Below are 22,031 nucleotides of genomic sequence, written 5' to 3'. Positions count from 1 at the left end.
CGCGTGCCGCTCACCCGCGCGGGTGGCACCGCCGTGACGGCCGCGCGAAAAGCGCAACCACCGACGCCACGGGTGTTCTTCGGATCGGGAGGACACGGGAACGGAGTCTACTGCACCATCACGGTTTAGGGAGATCGAAGAATCCGATCAGCCCGGCCGCGAATGCCAGGTCACCCTTGATCCTGATCTTTCCGGTGACGAACAATACGGCGGGTGTCGCCTGGTGCGTGATGAGTTTGAAGAAATCCGCGGGCGCGATCGTGATGGTCACGCGGGGTCGTTCGGTCATCTCCCGGTTGACGCTGCATTCCCCGTCGTCGATGACGGTTTCGTAGCGGTCGAAGCCGCCGTCGCCGTCCCCGCCGGAGAGCCGCCAGTGGACGACCGCGCGCACCCCGCGCGAGCGCTCCTTCTTCAGGTGCGCGCTCATCCGGCCGAAGATCTCGCCGAGCACGCGGGTGCGGAGCGTCTTCTCCGCGACGACCCGTTCGAGCTGGGTCTTCGACGCGCGCGACACGAGTGTGGCGAAATGCGCGGGATCCACCTTGCTCAGGTCGAGTTCCGGCGCCCGCTCGGACAACCTGAGCAGCGCCGCGAGCAGCCTGCGGAAGTCGTCCTTGCCGAGGTCGCGCGGGTCGATGGCGCCGGCGAGCTGGTTCACGTCGAGCGTGTCCTGGCCCAGGTCGGCGGGGTCCAGCCGCTCCAGCGCGTCGACCAGCGCGGCACCCCGCATCCCGCGCAGGCCGGTCTCCGTGTGCTCCGACATTCGACCCCTCCATCAGACCTACTGACGCGTAGGCTACGCGTCAGTAGGTAAGGCGGCAAGCCGCTTGAACGCGGGGAAAATACACCTCGACCTCGTGTCCGGGTAGCGTTCACCCTCGGAGAGGAGGTCCGCGTGACCGAGGAAGTACAACGCGCACGACGGCTGCCGAGGGCGGTGCGCGAACGGCAGATCCTGGACGCCGCCGTGCAGGTGTTTTCCCGCTACGGCTACCACACCGCGTCGATGGACGAGATCTCCGAGGTCGCGGGCGTCTCCAAGCCGATGATCTACACCTACCTCGGCTCCAAGGAAGACCTCTTCGCCAAGTGCATCCGGCGCGAGGCCACCCGCCTGCTGGAAGCCATCCAGGACGGCGTCAAACCGGAGCTTCCGCCGGACATGCAGCTGTGGCACGGCCTGCGCTCGTTCTACCGGTTCGTCGCCGACTTCCGCGAATCGTGGACCGTGCTGCACCGCCAGGCGCTCACCGTCGGCGGGGAGTTCGCCGCCGAGATCACCGCGATGCGCGCACGCGCGATCGAACTCGTGGCCGCGCTCGTGGTCAACGCCGGTGCCCGCAAAGGCCTCGCGGAGCAGGCTGAGTTCTCCGGCGAGGGCCTGTCCGCGGCGCTCGTCGGCGCGGCCGAGTCCCTCGCCGACTGGGCGCTCGACCACCCCGACGTCTCCGACGGCGTGCTCGCCTCCTGGTTGATGAACCTGGTCTGGCTCGGGTTCAACGACCTGGTCGAAGGCGACGTCTGGAAACCGACCGAATAGCTCAGAGCGCGACGATGCTGCCCGAGAGGTGCGGCTTCGGCTTGCGCGCGTTCCACAGCTCGAAAGCGAGCCCGTCGTCGGTGCGCCACGAGGTGAACGCGACCTTCGCCGGCAACAGGATCGGCAGCTTGAACTTCACGTCCACGGTGAACGCGGACGGCAGCCTGCCTTCGAACGCGGACAGCGCGTGCGCCTTCGACCACATGCCGTGCGCGATCGCGGACGGGAAGCCGAACGCCTTGGCGGACAACGCGTGCAGGTGGATCGGGTTGCGGTCGCCGGAAGCCTCCGCGTACTTGCGGCCGATGTCCGCGGGCACTCGCCACACCGCGTTCGGCGCGGGCGGCGTGAGCTGCTTCGCGTCACTGCCGTCTCCGGATCCTCCGCCACGGCGGAGGTAGGTGCTCACGTCCGTCCACACAGGACTGTCCTGGCCGACCGGCAGCACCTCGCTGACCACGTCGAACTGGCGGCCTTTTTCGTGCGGGCGCAGGTTTTCCGCCCGCACACGCAGGGTGAACTGCTCGTCGATCCGGACCGGCCGGTGCTGGGTGATCCGGTTCGCCACGTGCACCATGCCGAGCAGCGGGAACGGGAAGTCGCCCTCCGTCATCATCGCCATCTGCAGCGGGAACGCGAGGATGTGCGGGTAGGTCACCGGCAGCTCGTCGGAGAGCCGGAACCCGCAGACGCGGTTGTAGTCGGCGAGGTGCGCGGGCGCGATCTTCACGCCCTCGCGCACGTATTCGGTGCCGGGCAGCGCGTCGCCGTCCTTGCCGGGGCGCACGCCGCCGAGCAGCGCCTTCGAATACAGCGAGCCGAGGTTCGGCGGGGAATCGAGCACCTTCACGGTCATCACGCCCCCAGCAGTGCCTGGCCGCACACGCGGACCACGTTGCCGTTGACCGCGGCCGAGGCCGGGTTCGCGTACCAAGCGATCGTCTCGGCGACGTCCACCGGCAGCCCGCCCTGGCCGAGGCTCGACAGGCGGCGGCCCGCTTCGCGGATGAACAGCGGCACCGCGGCGGTCATCTTCGTTTCGATGAACCCGGGTGCGACGGCGTTGATCGTGTGGCCCTGCTCGGCGAGCCGGGGCGCGGTGTCGTCGATCATGCCGATCACGCCCGCCTTGCTGGTGGCGTAGTTGGTCTGGCCGACGTTGCCCGCGATACCGGCGATCGACGAGACACCGATGATCCGGCCGTTCGGCCTCAGCACGCCGTCGGCGAGGAACTTGTCGTTCACCGCGAGCTGCGAGGCGAGGTTCACGGTCAGCACCGAGTCCCACGCGCCGTCGGACATGTTCCCGAGCGTCTTGTCCCTGGTGATGCCCGCGTTGTGCACCACGATGTCGACGCCGCCGTGCCTGCTCGTGAGCTGCTCGGCGAGCTTCTGCGGGGCGTCGGCCGCGGTGATGTCGAGCTGCAGCGCGGAACCGCCGACCTTGTTCGCCACCTTCGACAGATCGGCGCCCTGCGCGGGGATGTCGAGCGCTACGACGTGCGCGCCGTCGCGGGCGAGCACGTCGGCGATCGCCGCGCCGATCCCGCGGGAAGCGCCGGTGACCAGCGCGACCTTGCCGTCGAGCGGCTTCTTCCAGTCCGCGGGCGGGGCGACCTCGGGAGGGGCGTGGTGGGGCGACTTCACTGCGCCGACCCGGATCACCTGCGCGTCGACGAAGGCCGACTTGGCCGACAGCAGGAACCGGACGGTCGACTCGGTGGCGCCTTCACTGCCTTCGGCGACGTAGACGAGCTGGGCGGTCGCGCCGCGCTTGAGCTCCTTGCCGACCGACCGGATGAACCCTTCGAGCGCGCGCTGGGCGATCCGCGCCCTGCCCTCGAGGAGTTCCGGCGGGGTGCCGAACACCACGACCCGGCCCGAGTTCCCGACGCTGCGGATCACCGGGTGGAAGAAGTCGTAGACCTCGCGAAGCTGCTTCGGGTCCTGCACGCCGGTCGCGTCGAAGACGAGCGCCGCGTGCTTGCCCGCCTCGACCGGGGTGGTGCGGACCTCGATCCCGGCGTCGCCGAGCTGCTCGGTCAGCGTCTTCTCGAGCCTGCCGCCCGGCGCGGCGCCGAAGAGCGCGGGACCGTCGAGTGCGGGCTGGCCCGGCTTGTATCGGCGCAGGGTCGGCGCGCTGGGCAGGCCGAGTTTCGGCACCAGGAACCGCCCCACGGGCGTCTTCGTGAACTGCTGGTACCTGTCCGCCATGAAAAGCCTCCCGCATTCGGTTGCGTCACTCCCATCGTAACCTACTCGCCGGTAGGTTACGATGGGACACGGAACGGCAAATACTGTGGCGCGAACCGCAAGCGGCGGTCGCGCGGCGGGCGGGAATCAGGAGGAGCCATGGCCACGAAGAGGGCACCCGCGGTGCGCAAGGTCGCCATCATCGGCGGCAACCGGATCCCGTTCGCGCGGTCCAATGGGCCGTACGCCAACGCGTCGAACCAGGACATGTTCACCTCGGCGCTCGACGGGCTGGTCAGCCGCTACTCGCTGCAGGGCGAGGTGATCGGCGAGGTCGCGGCGGGTGCGGTGCTCAAGCACTCGAAGGACTTCAACCTCGCGCGGGAAAGCGTCCTCGGCAGCGCGCTGTCGCCGAGCACGCCCGCCTCCGACGTGCAGATGGCGTGCGGCACGGGCCTGCAGGCCATCGTGAACGTGGCGAACAAGATCGCACTCGGCCAGATCGACTCCGCGATCGCCGGCGGCGTCGACACCACCAGCGACGCGCCGCTCGCGGTGAACGACGACCTGCGCCGCATCCTCGTCAAGGTCAACGCCGCGAAGACCGTCGGCGACCGGCTGAAGCTCCTTGCCAAGATCCGGCCCGGCCACATCGTGCCCGCGATCCCGCAGAACGCGGAGCCGCGCACCGGCCTGTCGATGGGCGAGCACGCCGCGTTGACCGCCAAGGAATGGGAAATCGCGCGTGCCGCGCAGGACGAGCTGGCCGCGACCAGCCACCAGCGGCTCGCCGCCGCCTACGACCGCGGCTTCTTCGACGACCTGGTGACCCCGTTCCTCAAGCTCGCGCGCGACCAGAACCTGCGCGGCGACTCCACCGCCGAGAAGCTCGCGAAGCTCAAGCCCGTCTTCGGTGGCCCGTCCGGCACGATGACCGCGGGCAACTCGACGCCGCTGTCCGACGGCGCGTCGACCGTGCTGCTGGCGACCGAGCAGTGGGCCGCGGCCAGGAAGCTGCCCGTGCTGGCCTACCTCACGTTCTCCCAGACCGCGGCGGTCGACTACGTCCACGGCGGCGAAGGTCTCCTCATGGCGCCCGCGTACGCGGTGCCGCGCATGCTCTCGCGCGCCGGGCTTTCCTTGCAGGACTTCGACTTCTACGAGATCCACGAGGCGTTCGCGTCACAGGTGCTCGCCACCCTCAAGGCGTGGGAGGACCCGCGGTTCGCGAAGGAGAAGCTCGAACTGGACGCCCCGCTCGGCTCGATCGACCGCGACAAGCTCAACGTCAACGGCTCCTCGCTCGCCGCTGGCCACCCGTTCGCGGCGACCGGCGGTCGGATCGTGGCGACGCTCGCGAAGCTGTTGAACGAGAAGGGTTCCGGCCGCGGTCTCATCTCGATCTGCGCGGCGGGCGGCCAGGGCATCACGGCGATCCTGGAAAAGTAAGCCTTAGGCTAAATCGGACGCGAACTGTCGGTGCCACGGCCTAGTGTGTGGCCATGGTCACCGACGTCGCGGTCCGTGCGACCGCACTGGTCAAGACGTACGGGTCCACGCGCGCACTGGACGGCGTGGACCTGGAGATCCCGGCGGGCCGCGTGCTCGGCCTGCTGGGTCCCAACGGCGCGGGCAAGACGACCACGGTCCGCATCCTGGCCACGTTGCTGCGCCCCGATTCCGGCGAGGCCTGGGTCGCCGGGCACGACGTCCTCGCGGCTCCGGACCCGGTGCGGCGCCAGATCGGGCTGTCCGGCCAGTACGCCGCGGTCGACGAGTACCTCACCGGCTTCGAAAACCTCTACATGGTCGGCAGGCTCTACGGCCGCAAGAAGCCCGCGGCGCGCGAACGCGCCCGCGAGCTGCTGCGCCGCTTCCAGCTCGAAGAAGCGGGTGACCGCCCGGCGAAGGGCTACTCGGGCGGCATGCGCAGGCGGCTCGACCTCGCGGGCGCGCTGGTCGCCGAGCCGACGGTGGTGATCCTCGACGAGCCGACCACCGGACTCGACCCGCGCGGCCGGATGGACACCTGGGCGGTGATCAAGGAGCTCGTCGCCGACGGCACCACGGTCCTGCTCACCACCCAGTACCTCGAAGAGGCCGATCAGCTCGCGGACGACATCGTGGTGATCGACCACGGCAAGGTGATCGCGAAGGGCACCGCGGACGAGCTGAAATCGGAAACCGGTGGGGAACGGCTCGAACTGGTCGTCGAATCCGCCGCCGACGTGGCGGCCGCGACGGCGGTGCTCGCCGAGGTCGGCTCCGGCGAGCCCACCGCGAACGAGCGCACCCGCCAGGTCGAAGTGCTCGTCGACACCGGGCCGAAGGCGCTGATCGAAGCGCTGCGGCGGCTCGACGCGCAGAACATCACGGTCACCGACGTCGGCCTGCACCGGCCGACGCTCGACGACGTGTTCCTGTCGATCACCGGTCACGACGCACACCAGGAGGAAGGGGCATGAGTTCCCTCGCGAAGGCCCTTTCCGACGGTGGCGTGATCACCTGGCGCAACCTGATGAACGTCCGGCGGAACCCGGACTGGCTGATGGCCGCGACCCTGCAGCCGATCCTGTTCGTGCTGCTGTTCGCCTACGTCTTCGGCAACGCGATCGGCGGTGAGGGCGGCGGCGCGGGCTACCGCGAGTTCATCATCGCCGGCATCTTCGCCCAGACCGTCGCGTTCAACTCGGCGTTCACCGTGATCGGGTTCGCGAACGACCTGCAGAAGGGCATCATCGACCGGTTCCGCTCGCTGCCGATGTCGCGGCTCGCGGTGATCCTCGGCCGCACCACGTCCGATCTGGTGGTCAGCGTGGTCGCGCTGATCGTGATGTCGCTGTGCGGGCTCGTGGTCGGCTGGCGGATCCGCGGCAGCTTCGTCGACGCGGTGCTGGCCTACCTGATCATGCTGCTGTTCGCGTGGGCACTGTCCTGGATCGGCGCGCTGATCGGCCTGGTCGCGCGCAGCGTCGAGGTGGCGCAGAGCGCCGGTCTGATGTGGCTGTTCCCGGTCAGCTTCATCTCGTCGGCGTTCGTGCCCGAGTCGACCCTGCCCGGTTTCCTGCGGGCGATCGCGCAGTGGAACCCGTTCACCGCGGTGGTGAACGCGACGCGGGACCTGTTCGGCAACAAGTTCGGCCCGCCGCCCACCGGCTGGCCCGCCGAACACGCCGCCCTGTACGCGATCCTGTGCTGCCTGGCGATCATCGCCGTCTTCGCCCCACTGGCGACGGCCCGCTACCGCCGCGTCGCCAGCAAATAAGCGCGCAACGCCCCGCAGGCCATGCCCCGAAAGTGGCTTTCAGGGCATGAGGAATGAGCCGTCTCAGTCGGGCAGGACGTCTTCGGCGCGCTTGCGGGCCTTCTTCGCGGCGCGCTTGGCGCGCCAGCCGAGCGAGGGCTTGCCGTGCGTGTCGGCGGCGGAGATCAGGAGCCCGCCGATCAGGCCCGCGTTCTTCAGGAAGTGGATGAGGTGCTGCTGCCGCTGCTCCGGGTCCTTCTCCTCCCAGAACGCGTGCCCGGCGAGCGTGGTCGGCACCATGCTCCCGGCGAGCGCCAGCGACGAGAGCCGCGGCAGCTTCCCGAGCGCCAGCGCGGTCCCGGCGACCACCTTCACCGCGCCGTCGATCTTGACCAGGGTCTCCGGGTCGGTTGGCACCGAGTCGGGCAGCATGTCCGCCCGCTTGCCGACGGTCTTGTCGAGGAACGGCTTGGCCAACTGGGCGTGCCCTTCCGCGTGCCGCAACGCGTTGTACCCGCCGAAGACGAAGGTCGCGGCGAGCAGGGGACGGGCAACTCGACGGAGAATCACGGTCGTGCCTTCCTCGGTTGGTGCTGGTGACCCCGAAGTTACCCAAATTCGGGACGCCCCACGCGTCGGCACGCGAGCTAACCGAGTATCCGGCTTTCTAGCTTCCACACTAGAAAGCCGGATACGGACCTAGTCGGCGCCTCAAACCTGGGCGAAGCCGCCGTCCACGGCGAGTTCGGAGCCGTTGACGTAGCTGGACGCGTCGGAGGCGAGGAAGACCGCAGCCGCGGCGATTTCCTCTGGTTCGGCCAGTCGGCCGAGCGGAATCGACGCCGCGGTGGCGGCGAGCTCGTCGGGTGAGACCAGTTCCTGCAAACCCTGCGTGCGGGTTCCGCCGGGCGAGAGCACGTTGATCCGGTACTGGCGCGCCCCGGCGTCGTGGGCGAACCCGCGAACCAGGTTGCGGATCGCGGCCTTGGTCGCCCCGTACACGGGCAGGTAGGGCTGGGGGCGCGAGGTCGCCGTCGACCCGGTGAGGATGATAGACGCCCCTGGCGCCAGCAGCGGCAACGCCTTCTGCACGGTGAACAGCGAGCCTTTGACGTTGGTAGTGAACATGGCGTCGAACTGCTCCTCGGTGATCTCGCCCAGCGGGGCGGCGATCCCGATTCCCGCGTTGGACACCAGGACGTCGATCCGGTCCGCCCGCTCGGCGACGGTCGCGTAGAGCCTGTCGAGGTCTTCGAGCCGGCCTACGTCGCAGCGGATCCCGGTGACCTCGGGGCCGAGTTCGGCCTCGACCTCGTCGAGCTGCGCCTGGCGACGACCGGCGACGAAAACCCGTGCCCCTTCGGCGCGGTAGGCCCGCGCGATCGCCAGCCCAATACCCGCGTTCGCCCCGGTCACGACCGCGACCTTGCCCTCCAGCACCTTCATGGCAGCTCCTCTCCACATTATTGACCGTTCGGTCCACAATATTTCCGATATGGACCGTCCGGTCAACAACCTGGGCGGCTTTGTGCCGTACGCCACTACTGCAGGAGTGCTCAGAACGCGGGCAGCAGGCCGTCGAGCAGCGCCTCGGCCGTGACCAGCAACGCGGCCGGATCCTGACCGACTCGACCGAGCACGATCAGCCCGAGCTGACCGGCCAGCACCGCGCGGGCGGTGACGTCCGGGTCGAGGCGGGCCGCGACGTCGCCCTCGCGCTGCGCTCGTCGTACCGCGTCGGCCAGCACGGCGGCGGTCGAGGCGTAGCTGCGCCGCGCCTCCGCGGCCACCTCGGCGGTACTCACCGACAGTTCCATCGCGGTGTTGGCGAGCAGGCAACCCCGGCGGGCCTGCTCGCCACTGGGATCACGCACCGGCCCGGTCACGAAATCCCGGATCACCTCGATGCCGCGCTCAGCTTGCTCGAGCCAGCTGCGCAGCATTCGATCATTGGCCTCGTCATACAGGCGCAGCACGCGCAGAAACAAGCTCTTCTTGTCCCCGAACGCTCCGTACAGGCTCCCTTTGCCGAGTTCGCTGGCCGCAAGGAGATCTTCGAGCGATGTGCCCGCGTACCCGTTGTCCCAAAACGCCGCCTGCACAGCCGACAGCACGCGCTCTTCATCGAACTGTCGTGGACGCGGCACGAGGCCGACACTACCTATAGTGGACCGATCGGTCCAGCTCAACCAGCCCGAAACGACTTCGCTACAGACCTAGCGGCAGTCCGGATACGCCCGCGGCAGCGCGAAACCACGCGAGGCCGCGACCGCGCGGAGCCGGTCAGGGTAGTCGGTGATCAGGCCGTCCACGCCGTCGTCGATGAGCTTGTTCATCGTGGCCGGATCGTCGACGGTCCACGGGATCACCTTCATCCCGGCCCGGTGCGCCTCGGTGACCAGTGCCTTCGTGGTGAACGGGACGTAGTCCGGGTCCCCGGCGTGCCCGCCCTGCGGGTTGCCGTGCACCGGCGAAACCGCGCTGGCACCGAAGGATTTCGCCGCTCGCACCGGGCTGCCGCCGAAGTCGTCGATGTCGAGCCCGCCGAGCCACGGCGACTTATCGGGCTGTCCCACCTGCAGGAAGCTCGGTTCGGTGAGCGCGACCGTCGGCAGGTACGGCGCGACCTTCCGCATCAGCATGAGCGAGCCCCAGTCGAAGCTCTGGATCGTCACGTTCCGCGCGAACCCGGACTTCGCGATCTCCGCCGCGGCCCGGCGCACGAACTGCTCACGCGGCGCGGTTTCCTGCGGCGCGGCGGCCTCCACCTTGGTCTCGATGTTGAAGCGGATTCCCCACGCGCGGTGCGCCCGCGCGAGCGAGAACAGCTCCGCGAGCGTCGGCATCTTCGCGCCGGGGGAGAGCTCCTGGCCGGGGAAATCGGGCTGCCGCAACGAACCGCAGTCGAGCGTGCGCGCCTGGGCGAAGGTGAGGTCCTTGACGTACTTGCCCGCGTACGGGAACTGCGGGTCGCCCGGGGTCACGGGCGCGGTGTCGCGGCACTTGGCCGGGTTGAGCTTGCGGTCGTGCGTGATCACCTCGCGCCCGTCCCTGGTGATCTGCAGGTCGAGTTCGAGCGTGGTCACGCCGAGTTCCATCGCCTTGCCGAACGACGCCAGCGTGCTTTCCACCGTCAGGCCGATCCCGCCGCGGTGGGCCTGGATGTCGAACTGCCGTCGCGGGTGCGCCTGCGCCACCGCGACGGACGAACCGGCCACACACGCGGCGATCCCCAGTGCCGTCAGTCCTCGAGCAACTGCCTTCATCACGCCACCCTCTCCTCAGCGAACCAGCGCAGGCTCCCACGTTCCGGTGGCGCGCAGAAGAATCCCAGGTGACCGTTCGAATCGCCGACACGCCATCGGGATCTATGGCGGAATATCGGACTGGCGCTAGAAAGCCCGATAACTTCTTAGCGTGGACCCCATCCGCAACCCCTTCGCACCGGGCGCCGGGCAGCGCCCGCCCGAGCTGGCGGGGCGGGAACGCGAGCTGAAGGCGTTCGAGGTCGTGCTCGAACGCGTCGCGCGGGGCCGTCCCGAACGCAGCCTCGTCCTCACCGGACTGCGCGGTGTGGGGAAGACCGTGCTGCTCGGCGAGCTGCGCGCGATGGCGATGCGGCACAAATGGGGCGCGGGCAAGATCGAAGCGCGCCCGGAGGCCGAGCTGCGGCGCCCGCTGTCGGCCGCGTTGCACCGGGCGATCCGGGATCTCGCGGTCCGCCACCGCGCGCCGGACCGGGTCGAAGACGTCCTGGCCGTGCTCAAGGCGTTCGCGTTGAAGGCGAACAAACCGGACGCGAAGCTCCGCGACCGCTGGCAGCCGGGTATCGACGTGCCCGCCGCGCAGGGGCGCGCGGATTCCGGGGACATCGAGATCGACCTCGTGGAGCTGTTCACCGACGTCGCCGAGCTCGCCGCCGACGTCGGCACCGGGGTCGCGCTGCTGATCGACGAAATCCAGGACCTCGGACCGGACGACGTCTCCGCGCTGTGCGCCGCGTGCCACGAGCTTTCCCAGTCCGGCGCGCCGCTCGTGGTCGTCGGCGCGGGCCTGCCGCACGTGCCCGCGGTGCTGTCCGCGTCGAAGTCGTACTCGGAGCGGCTTTTCCGCTACGCGCGCATCGACCGGCTCGACCGCGACGACGCCGACACCGCGGTGCTGGCGCCGATAGAACGAGAGGAAGCGGGTATCGAACCGGAGGCGCTCGACGCCCTGTTCGACGCTTCGGGCGGGTACCCGTACTTCATCCAGGCCTATGCGAAGGCCGCCTGGGACGCGGCGCCCGCCGACCCGATCACGGTCAAGGACGTCCAGGTCGCGGCGCCGGAAGCGGAGTCGGAACTCGCCGTGGGGTTCTTCGGCTCGCGGTACGAACGCGCGACACCGGCCGAACGGGAATACCTGCTCGCGATGGCGGAGCTGACACAGGGCAAGGACGAGGCCGCGGGCACCTCGGACGTCGCGGTCTACCTCGGCCGGAAGCCGTCGTCGCTCTCGCCCGCGCGGGACAGCCTGATGAAGAAGGGGCTGGTGTACTCCGCCGAACGCGGGCACATCGCGTTCACGGTGCCGCATTTCGGGCACTACCTGCTCGGTCGCGCCGACGACTGACCAGCGCCTCAGCAGCCGATAGCGGTCGATACGGCTTCCTAGACCTTTCTAGCGAAAACGCTAGAAAGGCGGCTTGCGTTACCTGAACGTGACCGGTGCCACGAAATCTTCATGGCGAAACCCATGATTTGCCGATGATTCATCGGCCAGTGCGCCACATCACCGGATAATCGTTGGCGACCTTGTGAAAAAAGGTGCATACTAGAGACATCAAGCCGACGAGACAAGTAAGGATGCAGAACTGATGAACAACATCGCCGCCAAGCTCCGTGCACGCCGCGCCGAGGCCCGCACTCGCCGCGCGCTGAGCCGCGCGATCGACACCGCGGCCACCGCGACGGTTCGTCAGGAGCTCATCGCGATCGCGCAGGCTCGCCAGACCCACCTGCGCTGACCCGATCCCCCTGGTCAACGGCTCCGAGTTTCACCCAAAAGAGTGACCTAGAGCACATCTGACCGAGGGTGTAACGCCACCCGAGGTGGCGTCGATACCCCGTATGACCCCGTGATGCTGGCGGACCCCCGACCTGGCAGCATCACGGGGTTTCCACATGTCCGGGCCCGTTTCGCCCGACCTCCGCCGAAAACCCCTTGCGCCCGGCTCGTGCCCGGGTAACCATTGACACCGTCAATGAATTTGTTGAGGTGGTCAACGGTGCCGACAGACAGCCAGCTCGCCGACCGGGTGGCCACGGTCCGCGCCTTCAACCGGCTGTACACCAGCGTGATCGGGGCGCTCCACGAAGGCCCCGCCGACGCCGAGTACTCGCTCAGCGAGGCCCGCGTGATCTTCGAGCTGGCCCAGCGCGACACGACGCTGGTCCCCGACCTCCGGCGCGGGCTCGGGCTCGACCCCGGCTACGCGAGCAGGCTCCTCGGCAAGCTCGAAGACCGCGGCCTCGTCGTCCGCGAACGCTGCGGCAAGGACGGCAGGCGGCACGTCGCACGCCTCACCGAACCGGGCAGGCACGCGTTCGAGGACCTGAACGCCCGGTCGACCGAGCAGATCGGCGAGCTGCTCGAACGGTTCGACGAGGACACCCAGCGCAGGCTCCTCTCCGCGATGGGCACCATCTCCACGCTCGTCCACGACCGCGCGGCCGCGCCCGCGCTCGTGCTACGCCCGCCGCGTGCCGGCGACCTCGGCTGGGTCGTCCACCGGCACGGCGCGGTGTACGCCAGCGAACACGGCCTGTCCGACGAATTCGAGGCACTCGTCGCCCGCGTCGTCGCCGACTACGTGGACCACCGGGACCCCGCGCGCGAGGCCGCCTGGATCGCCGAACTCGACGGCGAACGCGCCGGCTGCATTTTCTGCACGCGCGGTGCCGACGAGCGGACCGCGAAGCTGCGGCTGCTGCTCGTCGAACCGACGGCGCGCGGGTTCGGCGTCGGTAAGCGCCTGGTGAGCGAGTGCGTCGAATTCGCGCGCTCGGCCGGGTACGCCGCGATGGAGCTGTGGACGATCGACGTGCTGGCCACCGCACGCGCGCTCTACCAGCGCGCCGGGTTCGAGCTCGTCGCCTCTGAGGAGATCACGTCGTTCGGCCGCGAACTGGTCGGCCAAACCTGGCGGCTGGAGTTGTAACCGTGTTCGTCGTGTACTGCCCGACCTGCAACCGCCGCACCCTGATGGGTGTGGACGAGGTCGAGTGGGTGCACAACCTGGAACCGGGGATCATCTCGGTCGCGGGGCTCTGCCCGCTCGGGCACCCGGTGGTGGTGCTCACCGGCGACCGGTTCACGCCGAAGCCCGATCCGCGGATCCCGGACATCGTGCCGCCGCTGTGGGTGCGCGCCTACCGCAACCCGAGCAGGCGCTTCGCGCGGTTCCTCGCCGGGCTGCTGCGCAGCTACGAAACCCAGCGGGACCTGCACGACACCTTCTTCCGCTTCTGACCGCTCAGCTCCGCGGGACGCGCCCCATCAGGTAGAACTCGTCGTTGGGCCGCAACGCGGTGAGGTGGGCCAGGCGGTTCGACATCGCGAACAGCGCGGTGATCGCGCCGACGTCCCAGATCTCGTCCTCGGAGAGCCCGGCTTCACGGGCGACTTCGATGTCCTCGTCGCCGAACGCGGCCGAATCGTGCGCCAGCGACAGCGCGAGGTCGACGATCGCGCGGCCCCGCTCGTCGAGTTCGACCTGGTACGGATTGCTCGCGACCCGGTCGGCCAGCTGCGGGTCCTTCGCCCGCACCCGCAGGATCGCGCCGTGCGCCACCACGCAGTAGGTGCAGTGGTTCGCCCCGGAGGTCGCGACCACGACCAGTTCCCGTTCGGCCTTCGACAATCCGCCGTCGCGTTCCATCAGCGCGTCGTGGTAGTCGAGGAACGCGCGCAGCTCGGCGGGCCGGTGCCCGAGCGCGCGGAAGATGTTCGGCACGAACCCGGACTTCTCGGCGATCGCGCCGATCCGCTCGCGGAGGTCGTCGGGAAGGTCGTCCGGCTCGACGGTGCCGAACCTGCTCACGTTGCCCATACTCGCCACGCTAGTCGGAAAACCGGCACGGCGAACGACGAACAGAGCATGCACGAGCTTTACCGGCGCTGGCTGGACGAACTGTGGAACGGCGACCCTTCGGCCGCGAACGACCTGGTGACGGCGGATTTCGCCGGGCACTGGCCCGACCGCGAAGTGCGCGGGCCCGGCGAGCTGGCGGAGCTGATCCACGGCACGCACGAGATGTTCGACGACCTCGCGTTCGAACTCACCGTCGGCCCGATCGCGGACGGTGAGCTGGTCGCGGGCCGCTGGGTCGGGCGGGGCACGACGAAGGACGGCGAACCGGCCACGTTCCTCGGCAACGACATCCTGCGGGTGCGGGACGGCCGCTTCGCCGAGTACTGGGTCGCGTCGCTGCCCGTCTAGTCCGCGAGGGTCGAGCGGCGGGTTTCCGGGACGGCGAACATCCCGGTCACGGTCAGCGCCAGGCACACCAGCAGCATCACGACCACCGGGGTCGACGAGCCGGTCGCGCGCAGGAACGCGGTGCCGAGCAGCGGGGCCGCGGCTCCGGAGAACATGGTCGCCGCCTGGTAGCCGATCGAAACGCCCGAGTACCGGAGTTCGGTGGTGAACAGCTCCGCGTAGAAGGCGGACTGCGCGCCGGTGAGCATGCCGTGCAGCAGAAGCCCGACGGCCACCGCGACGAACACGGAGGTGCCGCCGCGGTCGACCATGCCGAAGAACAGCGGCGACCAGCCCGCGGCCAGCACCGCGGCGGTGACCGAAACCGGGCGCCTGCCGAAGCGGTCGGACAGCGCGCCGCCGCCGAGCATGCCGAGCACCTGCGCGACCGAGCCGACGGTGACCGCGGCCGTCGCGACGCCCTTCGGCACGTGCGCGTGCTGGGCGTAGACGAGCAGGAACACCGTGAACACGTAGAACGCGGCGTTTTCCCCGAGCCGCGCGGCGAAAGCGCTGAACAGCGGGCGCGGATGCCGCACGAACACCTCGCGCAGCGGCGCGCGCTCGGGCTGGGAAACCTCGCGGAACAGCGGTGATTCTTCGACGCGCAGGCGCACCCAGAGCCCGATCGCGACGATCAGCAGCGACGCCAGGAACGGCAGGCGCCAGCCCCACGAGCCGTACTGCGCGTCGGTGGTGAGCGCGGCGACCAGCGTCAGCGCGCCGTTGGCGAGCAGGTTGCCGAGCGGGCCGCCGGTCTGCGGCCACGCGGTCCAGAACCCGCGCCGGTCGGCGGGACCGTGTTCGGCCACGAGCACCACCGCGCCGCCGAACTCGCCGCCGAGCGCGAAACCCTGCACCAGCCGCAGCACGGTCAGCAGGATCGGCGCGGTGACGCCGATCTGCGCGTACCCGGGCAGCACGCCGATCAGCGCCGACGCCAGCCCCATCATCACCAGGCTGATCACCAGCAGCTTCTTGCGGCCGAGCCGGTCGCCGAAGTGCCCGAAGACCACGCCGCCGATGGGGCGCGCGACGAACCCGACGGCGTAGGTCACCAGCGCGGCGAGCACCCCGAGCAAGCCGTCGGAGCCGGGGAAGAACACCGCGGGGAAGATCGCGGTCGCGGCGCTGGCATAGAGGAAGAAGTCGAAGAACTCGACCGTCGTCCCCACCACGCCCGCGCCGACGACGCGCGCGAAACCCGGTTTGCTCATCGCGTCAGTGCGCCGCGACGGGCCGGAGGTCCTCGTCGTGCTCGTCGGCGTGGTAGTCGGCGGGGTCGGTGGAATCGGTGCCGTTGCTGATCTTCATCCGGCGCGCGATCACCGTGACGACCACGGCGACCACCAGGTTCGCGATGAGCGCGACGAAACCGGGGTAGATCTGCACCGGCGACCCGGCGAACGGATGCCAGCCGAAGAGCGACAGGTCGTTCAGCGGCAACGCCGATCCGCCGAAGTGCTTCTTGCCGTTGGCCGGGTTCGGGATGCCGTACAGCATGATCAGGCCCCAGCCCATGCCGACGATCCAGCCCGCGATCAGGCCCCACCGGTGCAGCCAGCGCGTGTACAGCGAGATCGCCACGGCGGGCAGCGTCTGCAGGATCAGCACGCCGCCGATGAGCTGGAGGTCGATCGAGAACTGCGGGTCGATGAAGAGGATGCAGGCGACCGCGCCGAACTTCACGATCAGCGAAGCCAGTTTCGCCTGCTTCGCCTCCTGGCCCGGGGTGGCGTCCTTCTTGAGGTATTCCTTGTAGATGTTGCGGGTCCACAGGTTCGCCGCGGCGATGGACATGATCGCGGCGGGCACCAGCGCACCGATGCCGATCGCGGCGAAGGCGATCCCGGCGAACCACGACGGGAACTGGCTGCCGAACAGCTGCGGCACCACGGTGTTGGAGTCGGGCTGCCCGGTGGCCTGGTTGGTGATCGGCTTGACCGCCGCGGTGATCGCCAGGTAGCCGAGCAGCGCGAGCAGGCCCAGCACCAGCGAGTACGCGGGCAGCGCGACCATGTTCCGCTTGATCACGCTGCGCCCGCGCGACGCGAGCACGCTCGTCAGCGAGTGCGGGTAGAGGAACAGCGCGAGCGCGGACCCCAGTGCGAGCGTCGCGTACTGGAGCTGGTTGTTCGTGGTCAGCAGCAGACCGTCCGTTTTGGACGGTGTGGCGTCGAACTTCGCCTGCGCGGTGTCGAACACGTGCGCCCAGCCGCCGAGCTTCGTCGGCAGGTAGATCACGGCCACCAGGATCACGAGGTAGATCAGGATGTCCTTGACGAACGCGATGAGCGCCGGCGCGCGCAGGCCGGACTGGTAGGTGTAGACGGCCAGAATGATGAACGCGATCAGCAGCGGCAGGTGCCCGACGATGCCGGACCCGTTGAGCCCCATCGTGCGCAGCACCGATTCGAGGCCGACGAGCTGCAGCGCGATGTAGGGCATGGTGGCGACGATGCCGGTGACCGCGATGAGCAGTGCGAGCGTCGGCGAGCCGAACCGGCCGCGGACGAAGTCGGCCGGCGTGACGTACCCGCGCGACCTCGACACCGACCACATGCGCAGCGCGGGCAGCAGCACGATCGGGTAGACGACGATCGTGTAGGGCAGCGCGTACATACCGAGCGCGCCCGCGCCGAACACGAGCGCGGGCACCGCGACGAAGGTGTAGGCGGTGTAGAGGTCGCCGCCGAGCAGGAACCAGGTGATCCACGAACCGAACTTGCGGCCGCCGAGGCCCCATTCGTCGAGGTGGTCGAGCGTGCTGCCCGCCTTCCACTTGGAGGCGACGAACCCGAGCACGGTCACCGCGAGGAACAGGACCGTGAAGATGACCAGTTCCGGCCACTTGATGTCGTTCACTTGACGTTTCCTTCGTCGAGGTCGTCGACGTCGAGAGCGTCGAGCTTGGCGCGGGTGGCCCGCTTGTCCCTGGTGGCCGCGTAGACGATGCCGGTGCAGAGCACGCCGAGCAGCACGCACGCGAACTGGAACCAGTAGAAGAACGGCATCCCGAACAGCCGCGGGTGGTCGAGGTTGAACAGCGGCGTGACGATCACGACCAACGGGATGATCAGCAGGAGGTTCCACGGGCTGAACCGCAGCCCGGTGACCTTCCCGTCCGCTTTGCCAGCTGCCATCTGCCTCACCTAACGCCCGTGGAACCCCGTCGGAAGAAGTTCGAACCGGGTAGACCCTAGAACGTCGGTGTGTCGTCGTCACGAGTCTCCCGATACAGATTTGATCACCCACACCACCCGAAAGGTCGACACCGGGGCCGTTGTCGGGGATACCCGCCGCCGATATCAATGATCAGGTCACGGAACGCGAGCGGACGAGGACAAGGGGCGAGGAACGGATGACGAAGCTGCACCGCGCACTGCTGGTACCGGCGGTGGCGGGCACCGTGCTGGCGGGACTGGCGCCGGTGGCGACGGCGGACCCGCCGCCGCTGAATTCCACCGGAATTCCCGACCGGTACGCGAACCAGGCCTTGAACTGGCATGTGTGCGCCGGTGACGAACTGCCGTCGCCACCGCCCGCCGGTGCCGAGGGCATGGAGTGCGCGACGTACCTGACCCCGCGCGACTGGTCCAGGGTGGACGACCGGATCGACCTGACGATCGCGGTTTCGCGGCTGAAGGCGACCGGCGCCGAGGCGACCGCGAGCGTGCTGACCAACCCCGGCGGACCTGGCGCACCGGGACGCCTGTTCCCCGCCCGGCTGCGCAACCAGGCGAAGCTGCGCGCGAGCCAGGAGGTCATCGGCATCGACCCGCGCGGCACCGGGAAGAGCACCAACCTCACCTGCGGCGGCGCGGTCGGCACCGGGTCCTCTTTGGACCCCAGGAACCGGGACCGGGCGAACCTCGACCTGATCCTCGACGCGACGAAGTACGCCGCCGAGTCGTGCCAGCTGAAATCCGGCGAGCTCGGTCCCTTGGTGACCACCGACCAGACCGTGCACGATCTCGACCTGCTGCGCGTGCTTCTCAAGCGCGACAAGGTGAACTGGGTCGGTTACTCGGCGGGCACCTGGCTCGGCGCGCACTACGCGCAGGCGTTCCCCGATCGCACCGGCCGGTTCGTGCTCGACTCGAACACCGAGTTCACCACCACCTGGGAGAAGTCGTTCGCGTCGCAGCCGCTCGGTTTCGAGCGGCGCTGGCGTCAGGATTTCCTTCCGTGGCTGGCGAAGTACGACAGCCGGTACCACTTCGGCGCCACCGGCGAAGCCGCCCGCCAGACCTACGAAGAGGTCCGCTACGCGCTGTCCAAGAACCCGGCCGCCGTTGGCGACACCACGATTTCGGCGAACCAGCTGGATTCCTACATCGCGTCGCAGCTCTACGCGAAGGGGAACTTCCCCGCGCTGGCGGACTACCTGACGAATGTGCGGACCCTGACCAAGGGCGGGGCCACCGCGGACCAGAAGGCCGCGGCGACGCAGAAGGTCAAGGGTGCGAAGTCGGCGCCCGAGATCACCGGTCCGCAGCCGTTGCGGGTGCCCGGTGACTACGCGGACGCCTACGACGCGAGCTTCTGGACGATCCCGTGCAGCGAAGGCGCGTGGGCGGGCAGCCGCGAAAGCGCGATCGAGGAGTCGCAGGAGTTCATCGACCGCCAGCTCCCGCTGCTCGGCGCGGGCTGGCTGATCCAGCCGTGCCTGTTCTGGAAGCACCAGCCCGCGCCACTGCCGGTGCTCGACGGCAAGGGCGTGCCGCCGGTGCTGATGGTGCAGTCCGCCCACGATCCGGCCACCCCGATCGAGGGCGCCGAACGCGCGCACCGGGCGTTCGCCGGATCGCGCATGATCACCGTGACCAAGGAAGGCGACCACGGCATCTACGCCGGCGGGAACGCGGCTGTGGACAAAGTCGTGGAGGACTACCTCGTGGACGGCAAGGTGCCGGAGGACCAGAGCATCCCCGGCCTCCCGCTGCCGGTGCCGCCCGAGCCGAAGAACTAGCGCTTGCGCTTCCGAGGAGCCCCGCCGGATTTCGGTTCGGCGGGGCTTTCCTCGTCTTTGTCCTGCCCTCGAAGCGCGCCGGACACCGTCGCGCACACGGCGGCACCCAGCGCGAGAACCAGCATCGCGACGGCTGCGAGCACCATGATCAGACCCCTCTCCTCTATGAAGAAGGACGCTCCCGGCGCCGTCATGTTGCGAAAACCGGGATCACCATCCGATTTCGACCTGGTACTCCACAGCCTGTGCACAGAGTTGTCCACAGGCTGTGGGCAACCGGGTCGGTACCATGGCGGCATGGTGCGCGTCCCGTTGACCGAGGCCGAGCACGCGCGGGGCGAACGGCTCGGCGCGGTGCTGCGCGGTGCCCGTGGCGCGCGCAGCATGGCCGAGGTGGCCACCGAAGCGGGGATCTCGGTGGAAACCCTGCGCAAGATCGAAACCGGCCGGATCCCCACCCCGGCGTTCTTCACCGTGGTCGCGCTCGCCGACGCCGTCGGCCTTTCCGTCGACGCGCTCCGCATGGCCGTCGAGCAGGGGCTGGCCCGCGCGGTCTGATTGATCCACGTGAAACCGGCCGGGTTCAGCGCCGGAAGCACAGCGCGGCGCACGCGGCCACGACCAGCACCGAGACCCAGTCGAGCGGGGCGGCCGTCAGCACCACGGTGGCGACGACCAGCACGTCGGGGCCGCGGAGGAACTGCTTGACGAGCCCGACCGGCAGCTGCCCCATCGGGGTGTCGGTGGCCCCGACCGCGCCGTAGTCGATCGGCGGCCTGGTGACGGTCCGCACCACCGAAGCCGCGATCACGGGCAGCGCCAGCCAGCAGGCCGCGGTGAAGTGCACGCCCACGGCCAGCCCGGACGCGATGAGCACCGCGGTCCAGATCGCGAGAATGCCGACGAGCACGGCCGCGTGCCACGCCCTGATCTCGCCGTCACCCGAGCCGATCCACCGGCGGCGCCCCGGGTTGGCCCAGATTTCGCCGAGCCCGGCGCCGAACGGGACCAGCGCGCCGTATCCGGCGAGCACTACCAGCGGCACGTCCGGCCAGCGGGGCAGCGCGACCAGCGCCACCGGCACGATGACCGCGGTCAGCAGTGCGGTCACGGCGAACCGGGATCTGGCGCGCACGCCGTGCGTCGCGAGCCGCAGCAGCGCGGGATTTCCCAGCGCGCGGCCACCGGTCTGGGCCGCCGACGGCAGCATCATCAGCGGGTCGAGGAACGTGACCGCCACCGTGCGGACGAGTCGCTCGTTCCACTTGTCGACGAGCCGGGTGCGGCCCGCGTTCGCGACCGCGGGGCGCCGCAGCGGACCGGAACCCCACCAGCTCCACACCGCGCCCGCCGCGAAGGCCCCGGCAAGCGCAAACCACCAGGTGACCGGGGCGGGCACCGCCGTGCACACCAGCCCGGCCAGCGCCAGCACGATCGGCCACGCCGCTTCGAGCACCGCGTTCGCCGACGCGCGCCTGGCGAGCCCGAGCGCGAACAGCCCGCTCGCGACGAGTACCGCCGCGCAGGCCAGCAACACCGCGCTTGGCGGCTCGTAAACGGCCGCGACGAGACCGATGACGTAGGCCAGTGCCAGCAGGTCCGTCAACCACAGCCGCCACAGGCGGCGCGCGATCAGCACGCTCCGGTCGGCGAAGGTGAAGTCGAGCCAGGTCAGCGCCGCGGGCTCGGCCCAGACGAAAGTGCGGCGCAGCAAGGACTTCCACCGCAGCGCGCAGCAGGCGAACGCGAACCCCAGCAGCGTGCGACTGTCCACATTCGACTGTCCGATGAGGACCTTGTGCCACCAGTCGAGCTTGAAGTAGGCGCTCGCCAGCAGGCCGATGGCCAAGTAGGCGACGAGTGTTTCGGTGCCGCCGGAAAACACCCCGCCGAACCGCCGTTTTCCCGGCAGCCGGACGGGGGACCGGGTCGTCACGCGAGGTCCAGTACGACGTCCGCGGTGTCGAGCAGCGGCGGGTGGTGGGTCGCCAGCACGACCGCGGCGCCCGCCTCGGTCGCCCTGCGGACGAGCGCGGTCAGCCACTGCTTGCCGTCGCTGTCGAGCGCGCGCTCCGGCTCGTCGAGCAGGAGGATCTCGAACGGGCGCGCGGTGGCGCCCAGCAGCAGGAGCCTGCGGCGCTGGCCCGCGGAGAACCGGCCCGCGGTGACCTCGGCGCGTTCGGCGAGCCCCGCGTCGGCGATCAGTTCGTCGATGTCTTCGCGGGGTTCGCCGAAGGTCTGGCCGAGCAGTTCGAGGTGCTGGACCGGGGTCAGTTCCGCGAAGAAGTCGGAATCGTCGAGCAGCACGGAAACCTTGCGGCGGAACGCGGCCTTGCGCTCGTCGGGGGTTTCCCCTGCCACCACGACGGTGCCCGTGGTCGGGTTCTGCATGCCGTAGACGCAGCGGAGCAGTGTCGATTTGCCGGTGCCGTTCGGGCCGACGAGCACCGCGCACTCACCCGGCCGGACGGTGAGGTCGAGGCCGCGGAACAACCATTCGTGCTCGGTGATCCGGACGCCGAGACCGCGTGCGCGAATCCCCATGTGCGCCAAGCGT

At 69.4% G+C, this 22,031-nt stretch carries 25 protein-coding genes; 11 read left to right on the top strand and 14 right to left on the bottom strand.

Annotated features, from left to right (window positions below; translation table 11 throughout):
* Window positions 1–118: 118 nt before the first annotated feature.
* Window positions 119–766 (bottom strand): SCP2 sterol-binding domain-containing protein, encoded by a 648-nt coding sequence (locus tag HUW46_RS20370; RefSeq protein WP_215548781.1) that lies wholly within the window; start codon window positions 764–766, stop codon window positions 119–121.
* Between the two features lie 132 nt (window positions 767–898).
* On the opposite strand from HUW46_RS20370, the gene HUW46_RS20365 reads away from it, so the two are divergent.
* Window positions 899–1,543, top strand: a complete 645-nt coding sequence (locus HUW46_RS20365) for a TetR/AcrR family transcriptional regulator (RefSeq protein WP_215548780.1) — start codon at window positions 899–901, stop codon at window positions 1,541–1,543.
* 1 nt (window position 1,544) lies between these two features.
* Here HUW46_RS20365 and HUW46_RS20360 read toward each other — a convergent pair whose 3' ends face one another.
* Complete coding sequence (locus HUW46_RS20360) at window positions 1,545–2,399, bottom strand: MaoC family dehydratase (protein WP_215548779.1); 855 nt, start codon at window positions 2,397–2,399, stop codon at window positions 1,545–1,547.
* Window positions 2,399–3,757 (bottom strand): 3-oxoacyl-ACP reductase, encoded by a 1,359-nt coding sequence (locus HUW46_RS20355; protein ID WP_215548778.1) that lies wholly within the window; start codon window positions 3,755–3,757, stop codon window positions 2,399–2,401. Before HUW46_RS20355 ends, HUW46_RS20360 begins: the two co-directional genes overlap by 1 nt.
* Window positions 3,758–3,895: 138 nt before the next feature.
* Here HUW46_RS20355 and HUW46_RS20350 point away from each other — a divergent pair, with 138 nt between their 5' ends.
* The 3 genes from HUW46_RS20350 to HUW46_RS20340 are packed head-to-tail and all read left to right on the top strand — an operon-like array spanning window position 3,896 to window position 7,001.
* On the top strand, window positions 3,896–5,185 hold the full coding sequence (locus HUW46_RS20350) for an acetyl-CoA C-acetyltransferase (protein ID WP_215548777.1): 1,290 nt from the start codon (window positions 3,896–3,898) through the stop codon (window positions 5,183–5,185).
* A gap of 53 nt (window positions 5,186–5,238) precedes the next feature.
* On the top strand, window positions 5,239–6,201 hold the full coding sequence (locus tag HUW46_RS20345; protein WP_215548776.1) for an ATP-binding cassette domain-containing protein: 963 nt from the start codon (window positions 5,239–5,241) through the stop codon (window positions 6,199–6,201).
* Window positions 6,198–7,001: an ABC transporter permease gene (locus HUW46_RS20340; protein ID WP_215548775.1), complete on the top strand. Its 804-nt coding sequence runs from the start codon at window positions 6,198–6,200 to the stop codon at window positions 6,999–7,001. The genes HUW46_RS20345 and HUW46_RS20340 overlap by 4 nt, the downstream gene beginning before the upstream one ends.
* A 63-nt stretch (window positions 7,002–7,064) precedes the next feature.
* Here the strand turns inward: HUW46_RS20340 and HUW46_RS20335 are convergent, their stop codons facing one another.
* The 4 genes from HUW46_RS20335 to HUW46_RS20320 all read right to left on the bottom strand — a co-directional run bounded on the left by HUW46_RS20335 (window position 7,065) and on the right by HUW46_RS20320 (window position 10,246).
* Entirely contained in the window at window positions 7,065–7,550 is a 486-nt protein-coding gene (locus tag HUW46_RS20335) for a DoxX family protein (RefSeq protein WP_215548774.1), read from the bottom strand.
* Window positions 7,551–7,691: 141 nt separating this feature from the next.
* A complete protein-coding gene (locus HUW46_RS20330) occupies window positions 7,692–8,426 on the bottom strand; it encodes an SDR family NAD(P)-dependent oxidoreductase (protein WP_215548773.1) in 735 nt (244 codons plus the stop codon).
* Window positions 8,427–8,536: 110 nt separating this feature from the next.
* Window positions 8,537–9,127, bottom strand: coding sequence for a TetR/AcrR family transcriptional regulator (locus HUW46_RS20325; RefSeq protein WP_215548772.1), 591 nt, complete (start codon window positions 9,125–9,127; stop codon window positions 8,537–8,539).
* A 69-nt stretch (window positions 9,128–9,196) separates the two neighbouring features.
* Window positions 9,197–10,246, bottom strand: a complete 1,050-nt coding sequence (locus HUW46_RS20320; RefSeq protein WP_215548771.1) for a glycerophosphodiester phosphodiesterase — start codon at window positions 10,244–10,246, stop codon at window positions 9,197–9,199.
* A 151-nt stretch (window positions 10,247–10,397) separates the two neighbouring features.
* On the opposite strand from HUW46_RS20320, the gene HUW46_RS20315 reads away from it, so the two are divergent.
* The 4 genes from HUW46_RS20315 (at window position 10,398) to HUW46_RS20300 (ending at window position 13,493) form a co-directional block, all read left to right on the top strand.
* Entirely contained in the window at window positions 10,398–11,594 is a 1,197-nt protein-coding gene (locus HUW46_RS20315) for an ATP-binding protein (protein WP_215548770.1), read from the top strand.
* A gap of 244 nt (window positions 11,595–11,838) precedes the next feature.
* The gene (locus HUW46_RS20310) at window positions 11,839–11,988 is read left to right on the top strand and encodes a hypothetical protein (RefSeq protein WP_215548769.1); all 150 of its coding nucleotides are present in this window, start codon (window positions 11,839–11,841) and stop codon (window positions 11,986–11,988) included.
* Window positions 11,989–12,225: 237 nt separating this feature from the next.
* Entirely contained in the window at window positions 12,226–13,182 is a 957-nt protein-coding gene (locus HUW46_RS20305) for a bifunctional helix-turn-helix transcriptional regulator/GNAT family N-acetyltransferase (protein WP_215548768.1), read from the top strand.
* A 2-nt stretch (window positions 13,183–13,184) separates the two neighbouring features.
* On the top strand, window positions 13,185–13,493 hold the full coding sequence (locus tag HUW46_RS20300; RefSeq protein ID WP_215548767.1) for a hypothetical protein: 309 nt from the start codon (window positions 13,185–13,187) through the stop codon (window positions 13,491–13,493).
* A 4-nt stretch (window positions 13,494–13,497) separates the two neighbouring features.
* Here HUW46_RS20300 and HUW46_RS20295 read toward each other — a convergent pair whose 3' ends face one another.
* The gene (locus HUW46_RS20295) at window positions 13,498–14,073 is read right to left on the bottom strand and encodes a peroxidase-related enzyme (protein ID WP_215548766.1); all 576 of its coding nucleotides are present in this window, start codon (window positions 14,071–14,073) and stop codon (window positions 13,498–13,500) included.
* A gap of 48 nt (window positions 14,074–14,121) precedes the next feature.
* Here HUW46_RS20295 and HUW46_RS20290 point away from each other — a divergent pair, with 48 nt between their 5' ends.
* A complete protein-coding gene (locus HUW46_RS20290; protein ID WP_215548765.1) occupies window positions 14,122–14,463 on the top strand; it encodes an ester cyclase in 342 nt (113 codons plus the stop codon).
* On the opposite strand, the gene HUW46_RS20285 is transcribed toward HUW46_RS20290, so the two are convergent.
* From HUW46_RS20285 to HUW46_RS20275, 3 genes are read right to left on the bottom strand one after another with little or no spacing between them, the layout of a single operon-like run.
* Window positions 14,460–15,719, bottom strand: coding sequence for an MFS transporter (locus HUW46_RS20285; protein WP_215548764.1), 1,260 nt, complete (start codon window positions 15,717–15,719; stop codon window positions 14,460–14,462). The two genes, HUW46_RS20290 and HUW46_RS20285, sit on opposite strands and share 4 nt — an antisense overlap.
* Before the next feature lie 4 nt (window positions 15,720–15,723).
* Complete coding sequence (mctP, locus tag HUW46_RS20280) at window positions 15,724–17,367, bottom strand: monocarboxylate uptake permease MctP (RefSeq protein WP_215548763.1); 1,644 nt, start codon at window positions 17,365–17,367, stop codon at window positions 15,724–15,726.
* A complete protein-coding gene (locus HUW46_RS20275) occupies window positions 17,364–17,645 on the bottom strand; it encodes a DUF3311 domain-containing protein (protein ID WP_215548762.1) in 282 nt (93 codons plus the stop codon). Before HUW46_RS20275 ends, mctP begins: the two co-directional genes overlap by 4 nt.
* A 218-nt stretch (window positions 17,646–17,863) precedes the next feature.
* Here HUW46_RS20275 and HUW46_RS20270 point away from each other — a divergent pair, with 218 nt between their 5' ends.
* Complete coding sequence (locus tag HUW46_RS20270; protein WP_215548761.1) at window positions 17,864–19,474, top strand: alpha/beta hydrolase; 1,611 nt, start codon at window positions 17,864–17,866, stop codon at window positions 19,472–19,474.
* On the opposite strand, the gene HUW46_RS20265 is transcribed toward HUW46_RS20270, so the two are convergent.
* Complete coding sequence (locus HUW46_RS20265; RefSeq protein WP_215548760.1) at window positions 19,471–19,620, bottom strand: hypothetical protein; 150 nt, start codon at window positions 19,618–19,620, stop codon at window positions 19,471–19,473. The genes HUW46_RS20270 and HUW46_RS20265 overlap by 4 nt on opposite strands.
* Before the next feature lie 151 nt (window positions 19,621–19,771).
* Between HUW46_RS20265 and HUW46_RS20260 the strand changes: the two genes are divergently transcribed.
* The gene (locus HUW46_RS20260; protein WP_215548759.1) at window positions 19,772–20,032 is read left to right on the top strand and encodes a helix-turn-helix domain-containing protein; all 261 of its coding nucleotides are present in this window, start codon (window positions 19,772–19,774) and stop codon (window positions 20,030–20,032) included.
* A gap of 25 nt (window positions 20,033–20,057) precedes the next feature.
* Here the strand turns inward: HUW46_RS20260 and HUW46_RS20255 are convergent, their stop codons facing one another.
* Window positions 20,058–21,410: a DUF6297 family protein gene (locus tag HUW46_RS20255; protein ID WP_215548758.1), complete on the bottom strand. Its 1,353-nt coding sequence runs from the start codon at window positions 21,408–21,410 to the stop codon at window positions 20,058–20,060.
* Window positions 21,407–22,018 carry an ABC transporter ATP-binding protein gene (locus HUW46_RS20250; RefSeq protein ID WP_215548757.1) on the bottom strand — a complete coding sequence of 204 codons (612 nt, stop codon included), beginning with the start codon at window positions 22,016–22,018 and terminating at the stop codon, window positions 21,407–21,409. The genes HUW46_RS20255 and HUW46_RS20250 overlap by 4 nt, the downstream gene beginning before the upstream one ends.
* Between the last annotated feature and the right edge of the window lie 13 nt (window positions 22,019–22,031).

The organism is Amycolatopsis sp. CA-230715, assembly GCF_018736145.1.
GTDB lineage: Bacteria > Actinomycetota > Actinomycetes > Mycobacteriales > Pseudonocardiaceae > Amycolatopsis.
This window is presented reverse-complemented; position numbering and strand designations above follow the sequence as displayed.